General features: G+C 72.3%; 17 protein-coding genes. 4 read left to right on the forward strand and 13 right to left on the reverse strand.

All coding sequences use genetic code 11. The features are described 5' to 3' along the window. Positions 1 to 2: 2 nt before the first annotated feature. The 3 genes from recA to ACFYO5_RS34125 form a co-directional block, all read right to left on the reverse strand. Positions 3 to 1,139 carry a recombinase RecA gene (gene recA, locus ACFYO5_RS34115; protein WP_356566777.1) on the reverse strand — a complete coding sequence of 379 codons (1,137 nt, stop codon included), beginning with the start codon at positions 1,137 to 1,139 and terminating at the stop codon, positions 3 to 5. Positions 1,140 to 1,782: 643 nt separating this feature from the next. Next, entirely contained in the window at positions 1,783 to 3,030 is a 1,248-nt protein-coding gene (locus ACFYO5_RS34120; protein ID WP_388716419.1) for an AI-2E family transporter, read from the reverse strand. 60 nt (positions 3,031 to 3,090) lie between these two features. Then, complete coding sequence (locus ACFYO5_RS34125; protein WP_356566775.1) at positions 3,091 to 3,285, reverse strand: DUF3046 domain-containing protein; 195 nt, start codon at positions 3,283 to 3,285, stop codon at positions 3,091 to 3,093. 79 nt (positions 3,286 to 3,364) lie between these two features. Between ACFYO5_RS34125 and ACFYO5_RS34130 the strand changes: the two genes are divergently transcribed. Further along, complete coding sequence (locus tag ACFYO5_RS34130; protein WP_388716423.1) at positions 3,365 to 4,309, forward strand: hypothetical protein; 945 nt, start codon at positions 3,365 to 3,367, stop codon at positions 4,307 to 4,309. Positions 4,310 to 4,364: 55 nt separating this feature from the next. Here ACFYO5_RS34130 and ACFYO5_RS34135 read toward each other — a convergent pair whose 3' ends face one another. Genes ACFYO5_RS34135 through ACFYO5_RS34145 form a run of 3 tightly spaced genes read right to left on the reverse strand, consistent with a single transcriptional unit; the run spans position 4,365 to position 6,291 of the window. Then, positions 4,365 to 4,673: an AzlD domain-containing protein gene (locus tag ACFYO5_RS34135; RefSeq protein WP_388716426.1), complete on the reverse strand. Its 309-nt coding sequence runs from the start codon at positions 4,671 to 4,673 to the stop codon at positions 4,365 to 4,367. Continuing rightward, positions 4,670 to 5,428 carry an AzlC family ABC transporter permease gene (locus ACFYO5_RS34140; RefSeq protein ID WP_388716429.1) on the reverse strand — a complete coding sequence of 253 codons (759 nt, stop codon included), beginning with the start codon at positions 5,426 to 5,428 and terminating at the stop codon, positions 4,670 to 4,672. Before ACFYO5_RS34140 ends, ACFYO5_RS34135 begins: the two co-directional genes overlap by 4 nt. Beyond that, positions 5,398 to 6,291 carry an AraC family transcriptional regulator gene (locus ACFYO5_RS34145; protein WP_388716432.1) on the reverse strand — a complete coding sequence of 298 codons (894 nt, stop codon included), beginning with the start codon at positions 6,289 to 6,291 and terminating at the stop codon, positions 5,398 to 5,400. Before ACFYO5_RS34145 ends, ACFYO5_RS34140 begins: the two co-directional genes overlap by 31 nt. 106 nt (positions 6,292 to 6,397) lie before the next feature. Between ACFYO5_RS34145 and ACFYO5_RS34150 the strand changes: the two genes are divergently transcribed. Genes ACFYO5_RS34150 through ACFYO5_RS34160 form a run of 3 tightly spaced genes read left to right on the forward strand, consistent with a single transcriptional unit; the run spans position 6,398 to position 13,056 of the window. Then, positions 6,398 to 11,356, forward strand: coding sequence for an ATP-dependent helicase (locus ACFYO5_RS34150; RefSeq protein WP_388716435.1), 4,959 nt, complete (start codon positions 6,398 to 6,400; stop codon positions 11,354 to 11,356). Between the two features lie 60 nt (positions 11,357 to 11,416). Then, entirely contained in the window at positions 11,417 to 12,259 is an 843-nt protein-coding gene (locus ACFYO5_RS34155) for an Fpg/Nei family DNA glycosylase (RefSeq protein WP_388716438.1), read from the forward strand. A gap of 32 nt (positions 12,260 to 12,291) precedes the next feature. Next, positions 12,292 to 13,056 (forward strand): SDR family NAD(P)-dependent oxidoreductase, encoded by a 765-nt coding sequence (locus tag ACFYO5_RS34160; RefSeq protein ID WP_388716441.1) that lies wholly within the window; start codon positions 12,292 to 12,294, stop codon positions 13,054 to 13,056. 909 nt (positions 13,057 to 13,965) lie between these two features. Here the strand turns inward: ACFYO5_RS34160 and ACFYO5_RS34165 are convergent. The 7 genes from ACFYO5_RS34165 to ACFYO5_RS34195 form a co-directional block, all read right to left on the reverse strand. Continuing rightward, a complete protein-coding gene (locus ACFYO5_RS34165; protein WP_356566757.1) occupies positions 13,966 to 14,346 on the reverse strand; it encodes a helix-turn-helix transcriptional regulator in 381 nt (126 codons plus the stop codon). 109 nt (positions 14,347 to 14,455) lie between these two features. After that, a complete protein-coding gene (locus ACFYO5_RS34170; protein ID WP_388716445.1) occupies positions 14,456 to 15,001 on the reverse strand; it encodes a CinA family protein in 546 nt (181 codons plus the stop codon). Beyond that, positions 14,998 to 15,789: a CDP-diacylglycerol--glycerol-3-phosphate 3-phosphatidyltransferase gene (gene pgsA / locus ACFYO5_RS34175; protein ID WP_388716448.1), complete on the reverse strand. Its 792-nt coding sequence runs from the start codon at positions 15,787 to 15,789 to the stop codon at positions 14,998 to 15,000. The genes ACFYO5_RS34170 and pgsA overlap by 4 nt, the downstream gene beginning before the upstream one ends. Further along, a complete protein-coding gene (gene rimO, locus ACFYO5_RS34180) occupies positions 15,786 to 17,258 on the reverse strand; it encodes a 30S ribosomal protein S12 methylthiotransferase RimO (RefSeq protein WP_388716451.1) in 1,473 nt (490 codons plus the stop codon). Before rimO ends, pgsA begins: the two co-directional genes overlap by 4 nt. A gap of 122 nt (positions 17,259 to 17,380) precedes the next feature. Beyond that, positions 17,381 to 18,211 (reverse strand): helix-turn-helix domain-containing protein, encoded by an 831-nt coding sequence (locus ACFYO5_RS34185; RefSeq protein WP_388716454.1) that lies wholly within the window; start codon positions 18,209 to 18,211, stop codon positions 17,381 to 17,383. Positions 18,212 to 18,469: 258 nt separating this feature from the next. Next, a complete protein-coding gene (locus ACFYO5_RS34190) occupies positions 18,470 to 21,208 on the reverse strand; it encodes a DNA translocase FtsK (RefSeq protein ID WP_388716457.1) in 2,739 nt (912 codons plus the stop codon). A gap of 155 nt (positions 21,209 to 21,363) precedes the next feature. Beyond that, positions 21,364 to 22,050 (reverse strand): two-component system response regulator, encoded by a 687-nt coding sequence (locus ACFYO5_RS34195; protein ID WP_388716460.1) that lies wholly within the window; start codon positions 22,048 to 22,050, stop codon positions 21,364 to 21,366. Positions 22,051 to 22,095: the final 45 nt, after the last annotated feature.

A 22,095-nucleotide genomic window follows, 5' to 3' on the forward strand; every position in this document is an offset into this window, starting at 1 on the left:
GCTCAGCTCTTGGCGGCCGCGGCCTTGGTCTTGGCGGCCTTGGCGGCGGGAGCGGGAACCGTCTTGGCCGCGTCGTCCGCCGGTGCGCCCAGGGCGACCGCGGCCGCGGCATCCGTCTCCGCGCCCTCGGCGGGCTGCTCGGGGCGCACGCCCACACCCAGCTTCTCCTTGATCTTCCTCTCGATCTCGTTGGCGAGGTCGGGGTTGTCCTTGAGGAAGTTCCGGGCGTTCTCCTTGCCCTGGCCGAGCTGGTCGCCCTCGTACGTGTACCAGGCGCCGGCCTTGCGGACGAAGCCGTTCTCCACGCCCATGTCGATCAGGCCGCCTTCACGGCTGATGCCATGCCCGTAGAGGATGTCGAACTCGGCCTGCTTGAAGGGCGGCGCGACCTTGTTCTTGACCACCTTGACGCGGGTGCGGTTGCCGACCGCGTCGGTGCCGTCCTTGAGCGTCTCGATGCGCCGGATGTCGAGCCGCACCGAGGCGTAGAACTTCAACGCCCGGCCGCCGGTCGTGGTCTCCGGGGAGCCGAACATCACACCGATCTTCTCGCGGAGCTGGTTGATGAAGATGGCGGTGGTCTTGGACTGGTTGAGCGCGCTGGTGATCTTCCGCAGGGCCTGGCTCATCAGACGGGCCTGGAGACCGACGTGGCTGTCTCCCATCTCACCCTCGATCTCCGCACGCGGGACGAGCGCGGCGACGGAGTCGATGACGATCAGGTCGAGGGCTCCGGAGCGGACGAGCATGTCCACGATCTCCAGGGCCTGCTCGCCGTTGTCCGGCTGGGACAGCAGCAGGTTGTCGATGTCGACGCCGAGCTTCTGCGCGTACTCGGGGTCGAGGGCGTGCTCCGCGTCCACGAACGCGACCTGGCCGCCGGCCTTCTGGGCGTTCGCCACGGCGTGCAGGGTCAGGGTCGTCTTGCCGGAGGACTCCGGTCCGTAGACCTCGATGACGCGGCCGCGCGGCAGTCCGCCGACGCCGAGGGCGACGTCGAGCGCGGTCGACCCGGTGGGGATGACCTCGATGGGCTCCCGCGACCGGTCGCCCATGCGCATGACCGCGCCCTTGCCGAATTGCCGTTCAATCTGTGCGAGTGCGGCATCCAGGGCCTTCTCGCGGTCGGTACCTGCCATGGGTTCCACCCGATTTGCTTGAGTCGATCGCTTCACGTCAAAGACGCTAACGCCTGCCACTGACAACGCGCCTCGACGCTGGTCCAGCCTGTGGATAACTCGGACACCTACCCGGTCAAACCGGGACGAAGTATCCGCCGAGAGCCTCGCCGGAGCTTCCATCAGAATGGATGTTCGATTTTTGTGTCAAGCGCACCACGCGGCACTTCCGAGCCTACGTTCGCGTATCCGCAACACCGCGGATCCCCGCTTCGGCCTCGGCGCGACCGGTCCGCTCGGGACCTCGTCCCGACGACCCATGACGGCAGGCAGACATTCACGGCAGCCCCGTGACGGCAGGCGTGTCTCGTCGGCCCCGTGACGGCAGCGTCTCTCGTCGGCGCCGTGACAGCAGGCATCTCTCGGGGCCCTCGACGGCCCGCCTCGCTCGGCCGGCCCGTGGCGGCAGCGCCTGCGTCAGGACCGCCCCGACTCGCCAGGACCGCCAGGGCTGCCAAACCCGGCAGGACCACCGCGACTCTCAGCACCACCGGGGCCACCGGGACCGAAGAGACCAGCGGGACCGACGAGACCAGCGGGACCACCGGGACCGGCAGGACCGGCAGGACCCCAGTGTCAGCGCCCCTGCATGAGCGGCCCCGCGTCAGTGGGGCCCTTCCTCCGGCCGGGCTGTCCGCTCCCGCGCCTTCGTCCACAGCCACCGCGCGCGCGTGAGCGGGTTCGGACCCTCGCCCCGCCCTCGGTGGCCCTGCACACGGGGATCGTCGGTGACGTCGTAGCGCTTCACATAGGCGCCGAGGAACGCCTGGAGCGTGGCCACCGCGGGAATGGAGATCAGCGCGCCGACCGCCCCCAGGAGCGCGGTGCCCGCGATGACCGAGCCGAAGGCCACGGCGGGGTGGATGTCGACGGTCTTCGAGGTGAGCTTCGGTTGCAGCACGTAGTTCTCGAACTGCTGGTAGACCACGACGAAGATCAGCACCCACAGCGCGTACCAGGGATCGACCGTGAAGGCGATCAGCATGGGGAGCGCGCCCGCGAGATAGGTGCCGATGGTCGGGATGAACTGCGAGACCACGCCGACCCACACGGCGAGCACGGGCGCGTAGGGGATGCCGAGGATCTGCAGCAGTACGTAGTGCGCCACGCCGGAGATCAGGGCCATCAGACCGCGTGAGTAGAGGTAGCCGCCGGTCTTGTCGACGGCGATCTCCCACGCGCGCAGCACCTCGGCCTGCCGGGCGGGCGGCAGGATCGAGCACAACGCACGCCGCAGCCGCGGCCCGTCGGCGGCGAAGTAGAACGAGAACAACGCGATCGTCAACAGCTGGAAGAGGCCGCCGAGTACCTGCGTGGAGATGTCCAGGACGCCCGCCGCGCTGTTCTGCGCGTACTTCCTCAGCCAGTCGGAGTGGAGCAGGCCCTCCTGGATGTCGACCCGTCTGAGGTCGGTGTCGAACGTGGTGTTGACCCAGTTGATCACCGAGTCGAGGTACTGCGGGAAGTCCTCGATCATCTTGATGATCTGCCCCGCGAGCATCGAGCCGAGCAACGTGAAGAAACCCGCGAACACGATCAGCAGGCCGAAGAAGACGAGGAAGGTGGCGAGCCCCCTGCGCATGCCGCGCGCGGCCATCCGGCTCACCGCGGGTTCGACGGCCAGGGCCAGGAAGAACGCGATGAGGACGTTGATCAGCAGGCCGATGACCTGGTGGAAGGCCCAGGTGCCCAGTTGGAACGCGCCGACCAGGGCGAGTGCGAGCACCATGGCGCGTGGGAGCCAGCGCGGCATGCGGTTGTCCGGCGCGGTGTCGGTGCCGGACGGCGCCCGGTTGGGCGGCGTCGGGGGTGTCTGCGGGCCGACGTGCCCGGTCTCGTCAGTGGGTGCCACGGACCAAGTCTCGCCCACGCCGACGACAATCGGTGACCCGCGTGCGATCTTCTCCTCGGATCAGTGCCGCTCCCGCGGAACGTTCATCACCGCGCACACCACACGCCACACGTCCTTGGCGTCCCAGCCGGCCGCCAGCGCCTCCTGCACGGTGCGCCCGCCGAGTTCCGTCATCACGTGATCGCGCGCGAAGGTCTCGGCGTACCCCGAACCGAAGTGCTCCGCCATCCGCTGCCAGAAGACCGTCAACCGCATGACACCAGTATCCCGCGCCCGGGGGTGGCCCAGGCCGGGACCGCCTGCGGATACCGCTTTCCGGCCTACGGTCTGATCCATGGTCGAATCAGGAGCATCCCCACTCCCCCCGACGCCCCCGGCGCACTCCCCGGTCTTCCGCGCCGAGCACTTCGTCTGGCTCACCGCGCGCGTGCTGGAACAGCGTCTCTTCGCACACCACTTCCTCCATGGCGCCGCCGACCCCGTCGAGACGGCACTCGACGCCTACCGCAACGAGGACGGCGGATACGGCCACGCGCTGGAACCCGATCTCCGCGGCCCCGTCAGCCAGCCCCTGCACGCCGCGCGCGCCCTGCACGTCCTGGACTCGATCGGCCGCTGCGGCGGGCAGCGCGTGGAGCGGGTGTGCCGCTACCTCACCTCCGTCTCCGCCGCCGACGGGGCGCTCCCGGTTGTCCGTCCCAGCCAGCGCGGCTACCCCGCCGCCCCCTTCGTCCCGATCGTGGACGACCCGCCCAGCGAACTCCTGGCCACCGGGCCGGTGGTGGGCCTGTTGCACCGCAACGAGGTGTGGCACGCCTGGCTGTTCAGGGCGACGGACTTCTGCTGGCAGGCGGTCGACGCCCTGGAGACGACCCATCCGTACGAGGTCCAGGCCGCCGTGGCCTTCCTCGACTCCGCCCCGGACCGCACGCGCGCGGAGGCGGCCGCCGACCGCCTGGGCCGCCTGGTGCGCGAGCAGCGGCTCGCCGTACTCGACCCGGCCGACCAGCACGTGTACCCCGTCGCCCCCGGCTACGCGCCCGGCGAGCACCACTTCCCGTACGACTACGCGAAGACCCCGGGCTCGCTCGCACGCGCGTGGTTCAGCGACGCCGAGATGGCGGGCGCCCTGGACTTCCTCGCCGACGCGCAGCAGGAGGACGGCGGCTGGCCGATCCGGTGGCACCGCTGGGCGCCGGGCGCGGAAGGGGAGTCGCGCCCCGTGGTGACGATCGAAGCGCTGACAACCCTCAGGTCGTACGGCCGCGTCGTCGGCTGACCCGACACGTCGGGGGCATGGCCGGCCGACGTTCAGCGGGCACCGGCCGGCACCCTCACCCGCCCACGGCCCGCGCCCCCGCCGTGACCGCCACGGCCGCCGCCACGACGAGCAGGAACGGGGCTCGCAGCACGAGCGCCACGGCGGCCGCGGCGAGCCCGGCGGCCTTGGCGTCGAGCACGAGGCTCTGCCCGTCGGCGAAGGTCTGCTGGGCCGTGAGGGCGGCCAGCAGGGCGACGGGGAGCAGGGCCGCGAGGCGCCGGACGAGGGGCCGCTCGAGTACGCCCACGGGCACGAGCAGGCCGGTGAGCTTGACGACGTAGCAGCCGAGGGCGGTCGCTGCGATCGCGATCCAGACGTTCACCGCCGCTCCTCGTCCTCGTCCTCGCCCGCGTCGTCGCGCGCGCGGCCCTTGCGCCGGCCCTCGGCCCACAGGGCGAGTGGCGCGGCGAGAGCGGCCACCAGGACGGGCACGCCGCTGGGCAGGGCGGGCAGCAGACCGAGTCCCAGCAGGACCGCGAGCGCCGCGGCGGCCCGCTCGGTGGCGGTCTTCAGCATGGGCGCGAGCAGCGCGAGGAAGACGGCTGGTCCGGCCGCGTCGAGCCCCCACGCGTCGGTGTCCCCGATGGCTTCCGCGCCGAGGGCTCCCAGCAGTGTGGTGAGGTTCCACAGCACGTACAGAGTGAACCCGGTCACGGCGAAGCCGATCCGCGCCCCTCGTCGATCGCGTTGCGCCAGCGAGACGGCGGTCGTCTCGTCGATCACCCACTGGGCGGCGAACGGGCGCACCGCGCGCGGGAGGGCCAGCAACTGGGACAGGCGCAGACCGTAGAAGGCGTTGCGCACACCGAGGAAGAAGGCGCCGGCGGCCGCCGTGAGCGGGTTGCCGCCCGCCGCGAGCGCCCCCACGAGCGCGAACTGGGACGCGCCGGTGAACACCAGGAGGCTGAGCGCGCAGGTCTGCCACACCGTGAGCCCGCCGCCCGCCGAGGTGACCCCGAAGGCGAAGCCGGAGAGTCCGACGGCGACCCCGACTCCGAGGGCGTCCCGTACGACGGCGGAGTCCGGTCTTCCTCCCCGGTCGTCCCCTATGTCTGCGAGTGCTGTCTGTTCTGCCATCCGTCGGAGGGTACGAGCTGCCGCCGCCGACCGTCTTGTACGTTCTTGCGCTCCCGCTGGTACGCCCCCGGCGGGACGCCGACGATCCGGGCGAAGTGACGGTTGAGGTGCGACTGGTCGGTGAACCCCACCGCGACCGCGGCCTCAGCCGGGGCGGTCCCCGCGTCCAGGAGTCGCCGTGCCCGCCGGACCCGCGCGTCGGTGAGCCAGGTGTGCGGTGGCATCCCGTAGGTGTTCCGGAACGCCCGCAGCAGGGCGAAGGGGCTCGAACCGAGGTCGCCCGCGAGCCGCTCCAGGGTGGGCGGATCGACGAGCCGCTCCTCCAGGACGGCACGGGCGCGTACGGCCATCCGCGTGCCGGCCGTGGGCACCTGCCGGGCGGGCAGGGCGCCGCCGTTGAGGCGCAGCAGCCGTGTCACGGCGACCCGTAGCAGCGTGTCGGCGGCGAGCGCGTTGCCCTCTTCGGCGGCCCGGAGGACCTGATGCACGAGTGCGACGGCGTAGGGATCCTCGAGCACGGGGCTGACGAACCCCGGAGTACCTCGCAGGGTCGTCGTCTCGGCGGCGATCCCCGCCACCAGCTCGGGCGACGGGTACACCGCCCCGTACCGCCAGCCCTCGGGCACCCCGGCCCGCCCGGTGTGCGGGGTGTCCGGATTGACCAGAGCGAGCGTCCCCGCCCCCGCGTACTGGTCACCGCCCCGGTGCTGGAAGATCTCCACCCCCTCCGCGATCCCGGCGATCACGAAGTGCTCGTGGGTGTGCCGCACGAAGTTCTTCCGCACGTACCGGGCGCGCAGCAGGTCCACACCGGGCAGCTCCGGGTACTGCCAGTGCCGCGCCACCTCACGAGTTCCCGCCACACCCCCATTCTCCGCGACGACGGCGAACCCGAGGCCCCGCCCCGCGACGGGCTCGCCAAAGCAGCAGGTCAGGCGCTTTGTCAGTGCTCGGGTGCAGGATGGACGCATGGTCGGCAACGCACACCGAGCCCTGGACGGCTTCTCCCCCGCGACCCGCGCCTGGTTCACGGGGGCCTTCTCCGCGCCCACCGCGGCCCAGGCGGGCGCGTGGCAGGCCATCGGCGAGGGCTCGGACGTGCTGGTGGTGGCGCCGACCGGCTCCGGCAAGACCCTGGCCGCGTTCCTGGCCGCTCTGGACCAGCTGGCCTCGACGCCGCCGCCGGCCGACCCGAAGAAGCGCTGCCGCGTGCTGTACGTCTCACCGCTCAAGGCGCTGGCCGTCGACGTGGAGCGCAACCTCCGCAGCCCGCTCACCGGCATCCGCCAGGAGTCCGTGCGCCTGGGCCTGCCCGAGCCCGAGGTCAAGGTCGGCATCCGCTCCGGAGACACGCCGCCCGCCGAGCGCCGCGCCCTGTCCACGCGCCCTCCGGACATCCTGATCACCACCCCGGAGTCCCTGTTCCTGATGCTGACGTCGGCCACCCGCGACGCGCTGACCAACGTCGAGACGGTGATCCTCGACGAGGTCCACGCCGTGGCGAGCACCAAGCGCGGCGCCCATCTCGCCCTCTCCCTGGAGCGCCTGGACGAACTCCTGCCGAGGCCGGCCCGCCGCATCGGCCTCTCGGCCACGGTCCGCCCGGTCGACGAGGTGGCCCGCTATCTCTCCCCGCACCGCAAGGTCGAGATCGTGCAGCCGAAGTCGGGCAAGGAGTTCGACCTCTCGGTGGTCGTCCCGGTCGAGGACCTGGGGGAGCTGGGCGGCTCCCCGGTCGCCGAGGGCTCCGAGGCCGCGGAGCGCCCGTCGATCTGGCCGCACGTCGAGGAGCGCATCGCCGACCTGGTCCAGGCCCACCGCTCCACGATCGTCTTCGCCAACTCCCGCCGGCTGGCGGAGCGCCTGTGCAACCGGCTCAACGAGATCGCCTACGAGCGGGCCACCGGAGAGCCCCTCGACGAGCACCACGCCCCGGCGGAGCTGATGGGCGGCTCGGGGGCCGCCCAGGGCGCGCCGCCCGTCATCGCGCGCGCCCACCACGGCTCGGTCTCCAAGGAGCAGCGCGCCCTGGTCGAGGAGGACCTCAAGGCGGGCCGCCTGCCCGCGGTGGTCGCCACCTCCAGCCTGGAGCTGGGCATCGACATGGGCGCGGTGGACCTCGTCATCCAGGTCGAGTCACCGCCCTCCGTGGCCTCCGGCCTCCAGCGCGTGGGCCGCGCGGGCCACCAGGTGGGAGCCGTCTCGACCGGGGTGGTCTTCCCGAAGTACCGGGGCGACCTGGTCCAGGCGGCGGTGGTCACCGAGCGCATGCGTACGGGCGCCATCGAGTCCCTCAGGATTCCGTCCAACCCCCTGGACGTGCTGGCCCAGCAGCTCGTCGCGATGACCGCGATGGACACCTGGCAGCTGGACGACCTGCTCGCCCTCGTCCGCCGCGCCGCCCCCTTCGCGTCCCTCCCCGACTCCGCCTTCACGGCTGTCCTGGACATGCTCGCGGGCCGGTACCCGTCGGACGCCTTCGCCGAGCTGCGCCCGCGCGTGGTGTGGGACCGCGTCGCCGGCACGATCACCGGCCGTCCCGGCGCGCAGCGGCTCGCCGTGACCTCCGGCGGCACCATCCCGGACCGCGGCCTCTTCGGCGTGTTCCTCGCGGGCGCCGACCCCAAGAAGGGTGGCGGCCGGGTCGGCGAGCTGGACGAGGAGATGGTCTACGAGTCCCGCGTCGGCGACGTCTTCACCCTGGGCACCAGTTCCTGGCGCATCGAGGACATCACCCGCGACCGTGTCCTCGTCTCGCCCGCTCCGGGCGTGCCGGGCCGCCTGCCGTTCTGGAAGGGCGACCAGCTGGGCCGCCCGCTGGAACTGGGCCGCGCGGTCGGCGCGTTCCTGCGGGAGGTCGGCTCGCTCCCCAAGGACGACGCCCGGCTGCGCCTGCTCACCGCGGGCCTGGACGCCTGGGCCGCCGACAATCTGCTGTCCTACCTGGACGAACAGCGCCAGGCCTGCGGACACGTCCCCGACGACCGCACGATCGTCGTGGAGCGCTTCCGCGACGAGCTGGGCGACTGGCGGGTCGTCGTGCACTCCCCGTTCGGCGCGCAGGTGCACGCGCCCTGGGCCCTCGCGCTCGGCGCCAAGCTCTCCGAGCGGTACGGCATGGACGCCCAGGTGATGCACGCCGACGACGGCATCGTGCTGCGTCTGCCGGACGCCGACCTCATGGGCCTGGACCTGCTCGACCAGCCGCCGAAGGCAGGCACGGAGTACGACGCCGAGAAGGCCCCCATCGGCGCGGCGGACGTCGTCTTCGACAAGGGCGACGTCGACCAGGTCGTCACCGACCAGGTGGGCGCCTCGGCCCTGTTCGCGGCCCGCTTCCGCGAGTGCGCCGCACGCGCGCTGCTGCTGCCGCGCCGCAGCCCCGGCAAGCGCACCCCGCTGTGGCAGCAGCGCCAGCGCGCCTCCCAACTGCTCCAGGTGGCGAGTGAGTTCGGCTCGTTCCCGATCGTCCTGGAAGCGGTCCGCGAGTGCCTCCAGGACGTCTTCGACGTCCCCGGACTCGTGGAGCTGATGGGTGACCTCGAGTCCCGCAGGGTGCGTCTGGTCGAGGTCACCACCCCGGAGCCGTCCCCCTTCGCCCGCTCCCTCCTGTTCGGTTACGTCGCCCAGTTCCTCTACGAGGGCGACTCCCCGCTCGCCGAGCGGCGCGCCGCCGCCCTGTCCCTGGACTCCAGGCTGCTGGCGGAGCTGCTCGGCCAGGCGGAGCTGCGTGAACTCCTCGACGCCGAGGTGCTCACCGAACTGGAGCGGGAACTGCAGTGGCTGGCCGAGGACCGCAGGGTGAAGGACGTCGAGGGCGTCGCCGACATCCTGCGCGTGCTGGGCCCGCTGACCGACGCCGAACTGGCCGAGCGGGGCGCCGAGCCGCACTGGGCGCCGGAGCTGGCCGCGGCCCGCCGCGCCATCAAGGTCCGCATCGCCGGCGCCGACCACTGGGCGGCGATCGAGGACGCGGGACGCCTGCGCGACGCCCTGGGCACCGCGCTTCCCGTCGGCGTCCCGGAGGCCTTCACCGAACCGGTGAAGGACCCGCTCGGCGACCTCCTCGCCCGCCATGCCCGCACCCACGGCCCGTTCACCTCGGCCGGCGCCGCCGCCCGCTTCGGTCTGGGCGTCGCGGTCACCGAGGGTGCCCTCCAGCGGCTCGCGGCGGGCGGCCGCGTCGTCCAGGGTGAGTTCCACCCGGCGGGCATCGGTCAGGAGTGGTGCGACGCGACCGTCCTGCGCAGGCTGCGCCGGCGTTCCCTGGCCGCCCTGCGGCAGGAACTCGAACCGGTCCCGCCCGCCGCGCTCGCGCAGTTCCTTCCCCAGTGGCAGCACATCGGCAAGGGCCACTCCCTGCGCGGCGCAGACGGCCTGGTGCGCGCGATCGAACAGCTCCAGGGCGCGTCCGTGCCCGCGTCCGCCCTGGAGAAGCTCGTCATTCCCTCCCGCGTCACGGGCTACGCGCCGGCGATGCTCGACGAACTCACCGCCGCCGGAGAGGTCCTCTGGGCCGGTGCGGGCGCACTCCCCGGCAAGGACGGCTGGGTCTCCCTGTACCTGGCGGACGCGGCGCCACTGCTCCTGGCCGCACCGCATCCGCTGGAGCTGTCCGCACTGCACCAGTCCGTCCTGGACACCCTCTCCGGCGGCTACGGTCTGTTCTTCCGCCAGATCGCCGACCAGGTCCGCGCCACCACCCATCCCGAGGCCACCGATCCCCAACTGGCCGACACCGTCTGGGACCTGGCCTGGTCCGGCCGCCTCACCAACGACACGCTGGCGCCCATGCGCGCCCTGCTGGGCTCGGGCCGCACGGCGGGTTCCACCGCCCACCGTGCCAAGCGCGCGGTCCCCCGCGGGCGGTACGGCTCCCTGGCGGCCGCCGCGCGCCCGACCTCCCGCAGCGGTCCTCCGACCGTCGCCGGCCGCTGGTCCCTCCTCCCGGCCCCCGAGCCGGACCCGACCGTCCGCGCCCACGCCGTCGCCCGCACGCTCCTCGACCGGCACGGCGTGGTGACCAGGGGAGCGGTCGCGGCCGAGGGCGTGCAGGGCGGCTTCTCGGCGGTCTACCGGATCCTGTCCGCCTTCGAGGACAGCGGTCAGGCCCGGCGCGGCTATGTCGTGGAAGGGCTCGGCGCCGCGCAGTTCGCGATGGACGGCGCCGTGGACCGTGTCCGCGCGGTGGCCAACGCCCGCGACCGGGGCGAGGCGCTCCCGGGCCCGGACGCCCCGTACAGCATGCTCGGCACACCCGCGGCGCCAGGCACCGCCGAATCCTCGGCCGCGTCCGGCGCCTCCGCCGCGCCCGACCCCTTCGCCGCGCCCGGCGGCTTCCCGGCGGCCGACATCGACTGGGACTTCCCCGGCCTCGACAACACCCCCGATCTCCCGCCCGCGCCGGCGCCGGGCGACTGGATCTCAGCGCGCGACCTGGGGAGCCCCGGTGCCGGTGGCCCCCGTGGCGGCAGCGGTTCCCCGTACGGGCCGGGCTTCGCCGACCGGCGGTCCGGCATGCCGTCCGCCGCCTCCCGAGCCGTCGTCCTCGCCGCGGCCGACCCGGCGAACGCGTACGGCGCCGCCCTGCCCTGGCCCGAACCGCCGACCGGCGCCGGACACAAACCGGGCCGCAAGGCAGGCGCCCTCGTGGTGCTCGTGGACGGCGAGCTGACCCTGTACATGGAGCGCGGCGGCAAGACCCTGCTGGCCTGGCCCGGCGCGCCCGACCACACCGACACCCCGGCCGACGATCCCCGGCTGCCCGCGGCTGCGGAGTCCCTGGCCGCGGCCGCCCGCGCGGGCTCGCTCGGCACGGTCACCGTGGAGCGGGTCAACGGCACCTCGGCCCTGACCTCCCCCTTCGGCGCCCTCCTGGAAGGAGCGGGCTTCGTCGCGACCCCCCGCGGTCTGAGACTGCGAGCGTGACAAGAAGCCGGACCGCACTCCTGCGCGCGGACTCCGCGCCCGTCGTGCCACCCTTGACCCATGCCCGAAGGTGACACGGTCCGGCAGGCCGCGAGCCGGCTGCACGACGCCCTCGCGGGCAAGGTGCTGACCCGCTCCGACCTCCGCGTGCCCAGGTTCGCCACCGCCGATCTCACCGGCCGAACCGTCCTGGACGTCACCCCGCGCGGCAAGCACCTCCTCACCCGTATCGAGGGCGGTCTCACCCTCCACTCGCACCTGCGGATGGACGGTTCCTGGAAGGTCTTCGCCAACGGCCAACGCTGGAGCGGCGGCCCGACCCACCAGATCCGCGCCATCCTCGCCACCCACGACCGTACGGCCGTCGGCTACCGCCTCCCCGTGCTGGAACTGCTGCGCACCCCCGACGAGCAGCGCGTGGTCGGCCACCTCGGCCCCGATCTGCTGGGCCCCGACTGGGACCCCGGGCAGGCACTCGCCAACCTCCTGGCGGACCCGGCCCGCCCCCTCGGCGAGGCCCTCCTCGACCAGCGCAATCTCGCCGGCATCGGCAATGTCTACAAGTGCGAACTGTGCTTCCTCCTCGGCGTCACTCCCTGGCTGCCCGTCGGGGCTCTTCCCGCCGACCGTGCCGCCATGCTTCCGGCCCTCGCCAAGCAGCTCCTCGAAGCGAACCGTGACCGTCCGGTCCGCACCACCACCGGCCGCCGCGGCCAGGACCTGTTCACCTACGGCCGCGCCCCCCGACCCTGTCTGCGCTGCGGCACGCCGATCCGCGTGGCCGATCAGGGCGACGGCTCCCGCGAGCGCCCCACGTACTGGTGCCCCACCTGCCAGTCGGGCCCGGTCCCGGCACCGGGCTCCCCGCCCACGCGCCGCGTCCGCCCCCGCACCGTTTATTGACGGACCGTCAGACACTCTCGTACCGTCCCCTCATGGGCGTGAAGGCGTACGACCTGACCGGGCGGACCGCGTTCGTCACCGGCGCCGCCGGCGGCATCGGCCGGGCCTGCGCCGTCCTGCTCGCCGAGGCCGGCGCCATCGTGCACGGCGCCGACCGCGACGCCCGGGGACTGCACCGGACGGCGGCCCTCATCGAGGACCGGGGCGGTACGGCCCACACCCATCACCTGGACGTCACCGACCGCGACCGACTGCGCCGAGCCGTAGCCTCCTGCGAGCGGCTGGACGTCATGGCCGCAGTCGCCGGCATCATGCACAGCAGCCCGGTCCTGGAGACCCGCGACGAGGACCTGGACCACGTCCTGACCGTGAACTTCAAGGGGGTCCTCTACGCCTGCCAGGAGGCGGCCCGCCTGATGCTGGCGCACCACACGCGCGGCAGCATCATCACCATGGCCTCGGGGGCGGTCGACACCGGCGGCCCCGGCCTCCTCTGCTACGGCGCCGCCAAGGCGGCCGTGGTCCAACTCACCAAGACCCTGGCGACCGAGGTCGGCCCCCACGGCATCCGCGTCAACGCGGTCGCCCCCGGCTGGATCCGCACGCCCATGACCGATCGCCACGACACCGACGCCCAGGCGCACACCGAGGCCCGCATGTCCCGCATGTCCCCGCTGGGCCGCGTCGGCACACCGGAGGACGTCGCCCACGCGGTACTCCACCTGGCCTCGGACGCGTCAGCCTTCACCACGGGCCAGATCCTCCGCCCGAACGGCGGCGTCTCCATGCCCTGGTAGAACGCGACCCGCCGCGTGACCCCACCACCCGAGCAGGCACCTCACCCGGCTGCCGAACCACCGGGCAGGCACCTCACCCGGCCTCACAGAGCACCACCCGGGCAGGCACCTCACCGCCTCACGGAGCACCACCCGGGCAGGCACCTCACCCGCCTCCCGAACCACCAGCCCCGCTCTGCCCGTCTCCCCCGCCCCGCCCACGCTCCCCCCGCCAAGCAGCCCCCCACCGCCCCGCCGCGACCGCCCCCACGGCTCTCGACTTGGCCACACAGTGCACCGGCAGCAGACTCAGTCCCCACCCGCCGGCCGCGACGGCCCCCTCCAGCACCCCGGCGTCACGGGCCACGGCGAGCCGCACCGCGGCCCACCACCACACCGCCCCGAGCCCCAGCGCGGCCCCCCGCCGCACTATCGGGCCCGTCACGCCTGTCACCGCCCGCCCACCACCGAGAAGCCCCTCGGCCCGCCCCCGGCGCCTTCTGACCCCCGCACGGCACGGGACGGCCGCACAACGCCGGACCGCCCCATCCCGCCGGACCACCACACAAGACGGAACCCCCGCACAAGACCGAACCCCCGCACGACACCGACCCGCCGAACCGCACCAAGACACGTCCGCGCGCCACCCCCGCCGGACAGACCCCCGCCGGACCGACCCCCGTCGACCAGCGCGCTCCTCACGGCGTACATCCGCACCTCCGGGTGATCGACTCCCGCCATGCCCCTCCACCATGACGGCACCCCGGAACCGCGGCAAACGGACCAGCGCACCCCACGCAAAAACCCCGACCGCACCCCTCCGGATCTCCGGAGAAGCCCCGGCCGGGGCCTCACAGTTGCCGTACGCCTACGCGTACTCGCACCCGTCCTCACACGCACTCGTCGGTCGACGCGCCCACCGGGGGCACCTCACGCGGCGACCACGTCCACAGCCTCGGCGGGCGCCTTGATGGTCACCCGCTCCGGTGGCACACCGGTCACCGACACGGAACCCAGCATCGGACGGACCGACGCCGGTACAGGCCGGCTGGGGGTGGCCGCAGCCGACTGGGCCAGCTCGGCGAGCGCCAGCTCGTCGCTCACTTCCCGCATCAGCTCGGACATCCGTACGTCCAGCGCGTCGCAGATGGCGGCGAGCAGCTCGGAGGAAGCCTCCTTCTGCCCCCGCTCCACCTCTGAGAGATAGCCGAGTGAGACTCGGGCGGACGAGGAGACTTCGCGCAGAGTACGGCCCTGGCGCTGGCGCTGCCGACGCAGCACGTCACCCAGCAGGCGACGGAGCAGAATCATCGGTGGCTCCCTCCTCGGACCGCGTAGCCGCATCCTTCACGCCCCACCGTACCGCCTTGCGCCGCGGCCGTGCGGGGAGCGATGTCGTGTTCACTCAGGGCTGCAAACATCAAAACCCCCCGTTCTGTTCCGTATCCTGTGCCCGCTCATTCCCGGTCTGTTCGCCCGCCAGCTCCCTCAGAAGCACTGCGAGTACGCTCCGTACACTCTCTCTACGAATTTCCGCACGGCTGCCGTTCAACCGCAGGGCCTCCACTTTTCCGCCAGAGGCGGAACCGGATTCCCGTCCCGAGGGGCCGTCCACCGCGACGAAGACCGTCCCGACGGGCTGACCGTCCTGGGCGTCGGGGCCGGCCACCCCGGTGGTCGCGATGCCCCAGTCGGCGCCCAGCGCCCTGCGCACACCGGCCGCCATCTGGGCCGCCACCTGCGCGTCCACGGCGCCGCGCGCGGCCAGCAGGTCCGCGTCCACGCCGAGCAGCCGGTGCTTGAGCGCGGTGGCGTACGCCGTGACCGATCCCCGGAAGGCCTTGGACGCCCCGGGCACGGCGGTGATCTCCGCGGCGACCAGACCACCCGTCAGCGACTCGGCCACGGCGAGCGTCTCGCCCCTCACCGTCAGTAGTCGCACCACGTCGGTGGCGGTCGAACTCACGCTTCCGTCTCCCGTGCAGCCGCCCGCCGCTCGGCGATCCCCTGCCTGCGCAGCACAATGGCCTGTCTTACGTAGTCGAGCCCGGTCACGACGGTCAGCACGACCGCCGCGGCCATCACCCACCACCGCAGGGTGGCCAGCCAGCCCGTCAGCGCCAGGATGTACATCCCGACGGCGACGCCCTGGGTGAGGGTCTTCAGCTTGCCGCCCCGGCTCGCCGGGATGACGCCGTACCGGATGACCAGGAAACGCAGCAGGGTGATCCCGAGTTCCCGGCCGAGGATGACTCCCGTCACCCACCACGGCAGGTCGCCGAGCGCGGAGAGGCAGATCAGGGCCGCCCCCATGATCGCCTTGTCGGCGATCGGGTCGGCGATCTTCCCGAAGTCGGTGACGAGGTTGTACGTCCGCGCCAGGTGCCCGTCGAACAGGTCGGTGATCATGGCGACGGCGAAGGCCGCCCAGGCGAAGGCGCGCCACGCCGGGTCGTATCCGCCGTCGGCCAGCATCAGGGCGACCAGGCCGGGCACCAGGAGGAGCCGGAGCATGGTCAGCAGATTGGCCACGTTCCAGACGCTGGCCTGGTTGACGGCCGCGGCCGCGATCTTCCCGCCCCGCGCGGGCCTGAGGGTTCCCTGCTCGTCCGGGGTGGGGCCGGTGACGTCGGAGCCCATCTCGGGGGCGGCCCCGGAAACGTCGGCGGAACCGGAAGCACCGGGGCCGGGGCTCGTGGCAGCCCCCTTCGCCCGCGCGGAGCCCCCCGCGGCCGATGCCGGGACACCCGTCATCTGTCCGCCTCCTCACTACACCCGATCGAGCCCGGCAGAGGCTCGGCCACCAGGTCGACACCTTCGGTACCGACCACCTTCGCCTCGACCATACGACCGACGATCAGACCTTCGCCGCTCGTGAGCAGCACCTGGCCGTCCGTCTCGGGCGCCTGGTGGGCCGCGCGGCCGTACACGCCCTCCGCCGGGTCCACCGACTCCACGAGCACGTGCAGGGTCTCGCCCAGCCGCTCCTCGGCACGCTGCGAGACGAGTTCCTCGGCGAGCCGGGAGATCCGCGCGAGCCGCTCGGCGACGACGTCCTGATGGAGCTTGTTCTCGTAGGTCGCGGCCTCGGTGCCCTCCTCGTCGGAGTATCCGAAGACCCCGATGGCGTCCAGGCGCGCGTGGTTCAGGAACCGCTCCAGCTCGGCCAGGTCGGCGTCCGACTCGCCGGGGAAGCCGACGATGAAGTTGGAGCGCACACCCGCCTCGGGCGCCTTGCTCCGGATGGTGTCGAGCAGTTCGAGGAAGCGGTCGGTGTCGCCGAAGCGGCGCATCGCGCGCAGCACGTCGGGCGCCGAGTGCTGGAAGGACAGGTCGAAGTAGGGGGCGATCTTCGGCGTGGAGGTCAGCACGTCGATCAGTCCGGGCCGCATCTCGGCGGGCTGGAGGTAGCTGACGCGCACCCGCTCCAGGCCGTCGACCTCCGCGAGTTCGGGCAGCAGCGACTCCAGCAGCCGGATGTCGCCGAGGTCCTTGCCGTAGGAGGTGTTGTTCTCGGAGACCAGCATGATCTCCTTGACGCCCTGCTCGGCCAGCCAACGCGTCTCGTTCAGCACGTCGCTCGGGCGGCGGGAGATGAAGGAGCCGCGGAAGGACGGGATGGCGCAGAAGGAGCAGCGCCGGTCGCAGCCGGAGGCGAGCTTGACCGAGGCGACCGGGTTGCCGTCGAGCCGGCGGCGCAGGGGCGCGCGGGGTCCGGAGGCCGGAGCGAGACCGTCGGGAAGGTCTGCCGGAGCATGCCCCGGAAGGGCCACCGAGGCGGCGGAGTCCTGCCGCTCCGCGGGGCTGATCGGCAGGAGCTTGCGCCGGTCGCGGGGGGTGTGGGAGGCGTGGATGCCGCCGTTCAGGATGGTCTGGAGGCGGTCGGAGATGTCGGCGTAGTCGTCGAATCCGAGGACGCCATCGGCCTCCGGCAGGGCCTCCGCGAGATCCTTGCCATAGCGTTCGGCCATGCAGCCCACCGCCACGACGGCCTGGGTCCTGCCGTGGCCCTTGAGGTCGTTGGCCTCCAGAAGGGCGTCGACGGAGTCCTTCTTGGCGGCGTCGACGAAACCGCAGGTGTTGACGACGGCGACGTCCGCGTCCTCGGCGTCCTCCACGAGCTGCCAGCCGTCCGCCTCCAAACGGCCTGCCAGCTCCTCCGAGTCCACCTCGTTACGGGCGCAGCCAAGGGTGACGAGTGCGACGGTACGGCGTTCAGGCATGGACTCAAGACTACTTTGTCTGACTGACACCCCATGTCGACGGGGTTGGCGATCTCCAGGCGCCATGCCGAAGGGGCCGGCGACGACCGCCGACCCCTGTGCGCTACCGGACGCCGCCTGCCTCAGCCGGCCTGCGGGTCGCCCTTGGTGTACGTCAGCCGCTCCACGGCGCCCGGCTGGAAGTCGTCGTCGATCTTCTTGCCGTTGACGTGGAGTGTCACCGCCCCCGCGTCGCCGAGGACGAGATTGACCTTCTCGCTGTCCTGGAAGGTCTGCGACTCGCCCTGCTTGAGCAGTCCGTCGAAGATCATCCGGCCGTTGTGGTCCTTGGCGAAGATCCAGCTCTTGCCGTCGGTGGCCGTGACCTGGACGGTCACCTTGTCCTGCGGGGCCGCGGCGATGGCGCTGTCGGAGGGTTCGGGCTTCTCGTCGACGGGCTTCTCGGTCTTGGGGGTCGGCGTGGCGGGCGCGCTGCTGGACGGCGCGGTGCCGTCGGCGACGTCGGTCGTGCCGTCGTCGTCCTTGAACGCCGTGAACCCGACGAACCCGACCACGGCGACGATCGCCGCGACCATGGCCGCGGTCCAGTTCGGCCCGCGCCGCTCGGGGCGGATGCGCTCCGCCTCGAACAGGGGCGCGGCCGGGGTCGGCGCCGGGCGTCCGCCGTGCGTGGCGTCGTACTGCTCGATCAGCGGGGCGGGGTCGAGGTGGACGGCCCTGGCCAGGGTCCGGATGTGACCGCGCGCGTAGACGTCGCCGCCGCAGGGCGCGAAGTCGTCCGCTTCGATGGCGTGCACGATGGCGATACGGACCCGGGTGGCGGTACTGACGTCGTCGACGGTGAGCCCGGCAGCGATACGGGCCTGCTGGAGGGCTCGGCCGATGGAGGGGTGGGCTGCCTCGGAAACGTCTTCGAACGGACGCTCGTCTTCAGGGGAGTTGCCGATGGACACGGGGGCGCCTTTCGAGCGTGTAGCCACCTGTGCTGGAGGTTCAGTCTAGGGGGGGTGCCAAAGGGAGGGGCAACCGGGCGGTGGGACTTTGTACGCCATCGGAATGGCCGGACACGCCGACGACGGGTCAGGTGCGACTCCCGGCGAGGGACCCGCACCTGCTCTCTCGCTCAACTTGACGTACGACGAGCGGAAACGGTTGCTCCCGGCTCCCTAACGGGTGAGTCACGGGCGCACGCCTTCCCCGCGGTCAGACGTCTATCCTTCAGACTCCCCGCGGATCACGGCGAGCAGTCCGTCCAACTCGTCGGGTTTCACGAGAACGTCACGCGCCTTCGATCCCTCGCTCGGGCCGACGATGTTGCGCGACTCCATGAGGTCCATCAGCCGTCCCGCCTTGGCGAAGCCGACCCGCAGCTTGCGCTGGAGCATGGACGTCGACCCGAACTGGGTGGACACGACCAGCTCGGCCGCCTGGCACAGCAGGTCGAGGTCGTCGCCGATGTCCTCGTCGATCTCCTTCTTCTGCTTGGTGCCCACGGTGACGTCGTCCCGGAAGACGGGCGCCATCTGGTCCTTGCAGTGCTGCACGACCACCGCGACCTCGGCCTCGGTGACGAACGCGCCCTGCATACGCGTCGGCTTGTTCGCCCCCATCGGCAGGAACAGCCCGTCACCCTTGCCGATCAGCTTCTCGGCGCCCGGCTGGTCGAGGATGACCCGCGAGTCGGCCAGCGAGGAGGTGGCGAACGCCAGCCGCGACGGCACGTTCGCCTTGATCAGACCGGTCACGACGTCCACCGACGGCCGCTGCGTGGCCAGCACCAGATGGATGCCGGCGGCGCGGGCCAGCTGCGTGATCCGCACGATCGAGTCCTCGACGTCCCGCGGCGCGACCATCATCAGGTCGGCCAGCTCGTCGACGATGACCAGCAGGTAGGGGTACGGCTGAAGCTCCCGCTCGCTGCCCTCGGGCTTCTTGACGGTCCCCTCCCGCACCGCGCGGTTGAAGTCGTCGATGTGCCGGTAGCCGTACGCCGCCAGGTCGTCGTACCGCAGGTCCATCTCGCGTACGACCCACTGGAGCGCCTCGGCGGCCCGCTTCGGGTTGGTGATGATGGGGGTGATCAGGTGCGGGATGCCCTCGTAGGCGGTCAGCTCGACGCGCTTGGGGTCGACCAGGATCATCCGGACGTCCTCCGGGGTCGCCCGCATCATGACCGAGGTGATCAGGCAGTTGATGCAGGACGACTTGCCGGAACCGGTGGCGCCGGCGACGAGTATGTGCGGCATCTTCGCCAGCGAGTGCATGACATAGCCACCCTCGACGTCCTTGCCGAAGGCGACCAGCATCGGATCGTCGTCCTCGGCGGACTCGGCCAGCCGGAGCACGTCACCGAGGTTGACCATCTCGCGGTCGGTGTTCGGGATCTCGATGCCGACCGCGGACTTCCCCGGGATCGGCGAGATGATCCGCACGTCCGGGCTGGCGACGGCGTACGCGATGTTCTTCGTCAGGGCGGTGATCCGCTCGACCTTCACGGCGGGGCCGAGTTCGACCTCGTAGCGGGTGACCGTCGGGCCGCGGGTGAAGCCGGTGACGGCGGCGTCGACCTTGAATTCCGAGAAGACGTTGGTGAGCGAGGCGACCACCGCGTCGTTCGCGGCGCTGCGCACCTTGCCGGGGCCGCCGCGCGTGAGCAGGTCGAGCGAGGGCAGCGCGTAGGTGATGTCGCCGGACAGCTGGAGCTGCTCGGCGCGCGACGGCATCTCGCGCGGTGCCTCGGGTGCCGACTTGGTCAGGTCGGGCACGACGCCGGCCCTGAGCTTCTCCTGCTTCGGCCGGCCGGCCGGGGCCGGCACCGGCGTGGGTACGGGCGTGGGCGTGGGCGTGGTGGACTCGCGATCGCCGGCACTCACGCCCTGGGTGAGGTCGGCGACGATCCGGGACGGCGGCATGCCGTGCAGCACGGCGCCGTCCAGGTCGGCCGCGGCGGCCGCCGCGATGTCGACGGCGTCCGGCTGCCGGTCCATCGCGGGCTGCGGCACCGCGGAGCGCCGGGGCCGGCCGCGGCGCCGGTTGATGGCCTCCTGCTCCGCGCCGTCGGGATCGTACGCCTCGGGGGCGCCGGAGCGGCGCCGGGGGCGCGCGGGCAGCGCCTCGCGCCACTGCTCGTCGTAGCGCGCCTCGTCGTCGCCGAACTCGTCGTACTCCTCGATCTCGGTGTCCTGGAGCACGCCGAGGCGCACTCCGAGCTGCCGCAGCCGCTGCGGGATGGCGTTGACGGGCGTGGCGGTGACCACCAGCAGCCCGAAGACGGTGAGCAGCACGAGCAGCGGCACCGCGAGGACCTCGCCCATGGCGTACGTCAGCGGGGTCGCCGCGGACCAGCCGATGAGGCCGCCGGCGTCCCTTATCGCCTGCATGCCGTCGCTGCGGGCGGGCGAGCCGCAGGCGATGTGGACCTGCCCGAGCACCCCGATGAGCAGCGCGGACAGACCGATCACGATCCGGCCGTTGGCCTCCGGCTGCTCCGGATGCCGGATGAACCGTACGGCGATGACGGCGAGCAGGATCGGCACGAGCAGGTCGAGCCGGCCGAAGGCTCCGGTCACCAGGATCTCGACGAGGTCGCCCACCGGGCCGCGCAGATCGGCCCACGTCCCCGCCGCGACGATCAGCGCGAGGCCGAGCAGCAGCAGCGCGACGCCGTCCTTGCGGTGGGCGGGGTCGAGGTTCTTGGCGCCGTTCCCTATGCCGCGGAAGACCGCCCCGACGGCGTGCGCCAGGCCCAGCCAGACGGCGCGCATCAGCCGGTAGACGCCCCCTGTCGGACTGGGGGCGGGTCTGGGCGCGGGTCTGGCGGCCGCGGCTTTCCGGGCGGGCGCCTTCTTCGCCGGGGCTTTTCTGGCGACGGCCTTCTTCGCCGGAGCCTTCGCGGGAGCGGCCGCCTTCCTGGCGGGCTGCTTCTTGGCTGCGGAGGGACGTGAGGCCATGGTGTGAGGTTACCGGGGGAGACGGCAGCCGACACGTGTGACCGCTGCTTCACCCGTTCGTGTCGCCATCGGGGAGGCGCGGAACTGACGCGCGCCCCCGCGCGGCTGACACCCGCTCACGCACAACTCGGGGCGCGGCACCCGTCCGTTCCGGTTCAGTGCGGCGACGTCACGGAGGGCGGACCGCCCTGCGTGCCGGGCTCCAACGCGTCCAGCGCCCGGCGCAGACCGGTGAGTTTGCGCTCGAGATGCGCCGCCGTGGCCACCGCCGCCGCGTCCGCCGACTCGTCGTCGAGCTGCTTGGAGAGGGCCTCGGCCTGCTCCTCGACGGCCGCGAGCCGCGCGGACAGCTCGGCCAGCAGTCCCGCCGACTCCTTGGCCCCACCGACCGACGCCTTGTCCCCGCCGCCCTCCAACTGGAGCCGCAACAGGGCCGCCTGCTCCCGAAGCTGGCAGTTCTTCATGTACAGCTCGACGAAGACGGAGACCTTCGCGCGCAGCACCCACGGGTCGAACGGCTTGGAGATGTAGTCCACCGCCCCCGCCGCGTACCCGCGGAAGGTGTGGTGCGGGCCGTGATTGATCGCCGTGAGAAAGATGATCGGGATGTCCCGAGTCCGTTCTCGCCGCTTGATGTGCGCGGCCGTTTCGAAACCGTCCATTCCCGGCATCTGGACGTCCAGCAGAATGACCGCGAAGTCGTCCGTCAGCAGTGCCTTGAGCGCTTCTTCCCCGGACGATGCCCGCACCAGCGTCTGATCGAGCGCAGAGAGGATCGCCTCCAGCGCCAGCAGATTCTCCGGCCGGTCATCGACCAGGAGGATCTTGGCCTTCTGCACCATGGCCCGCCCTCCTCGCCCCGGCAGTGCACCGGGCGCCGCCCCTGG

Origin of the sequence: Streptomyces sp. NPDC006259 (assembly GCF_042870975.1) — a bacterium.
GTDB lineage: Bacteria > Actinomycetota > Actinomycetes > Streptomycetales > Streptomycetaceae > Streptomyces.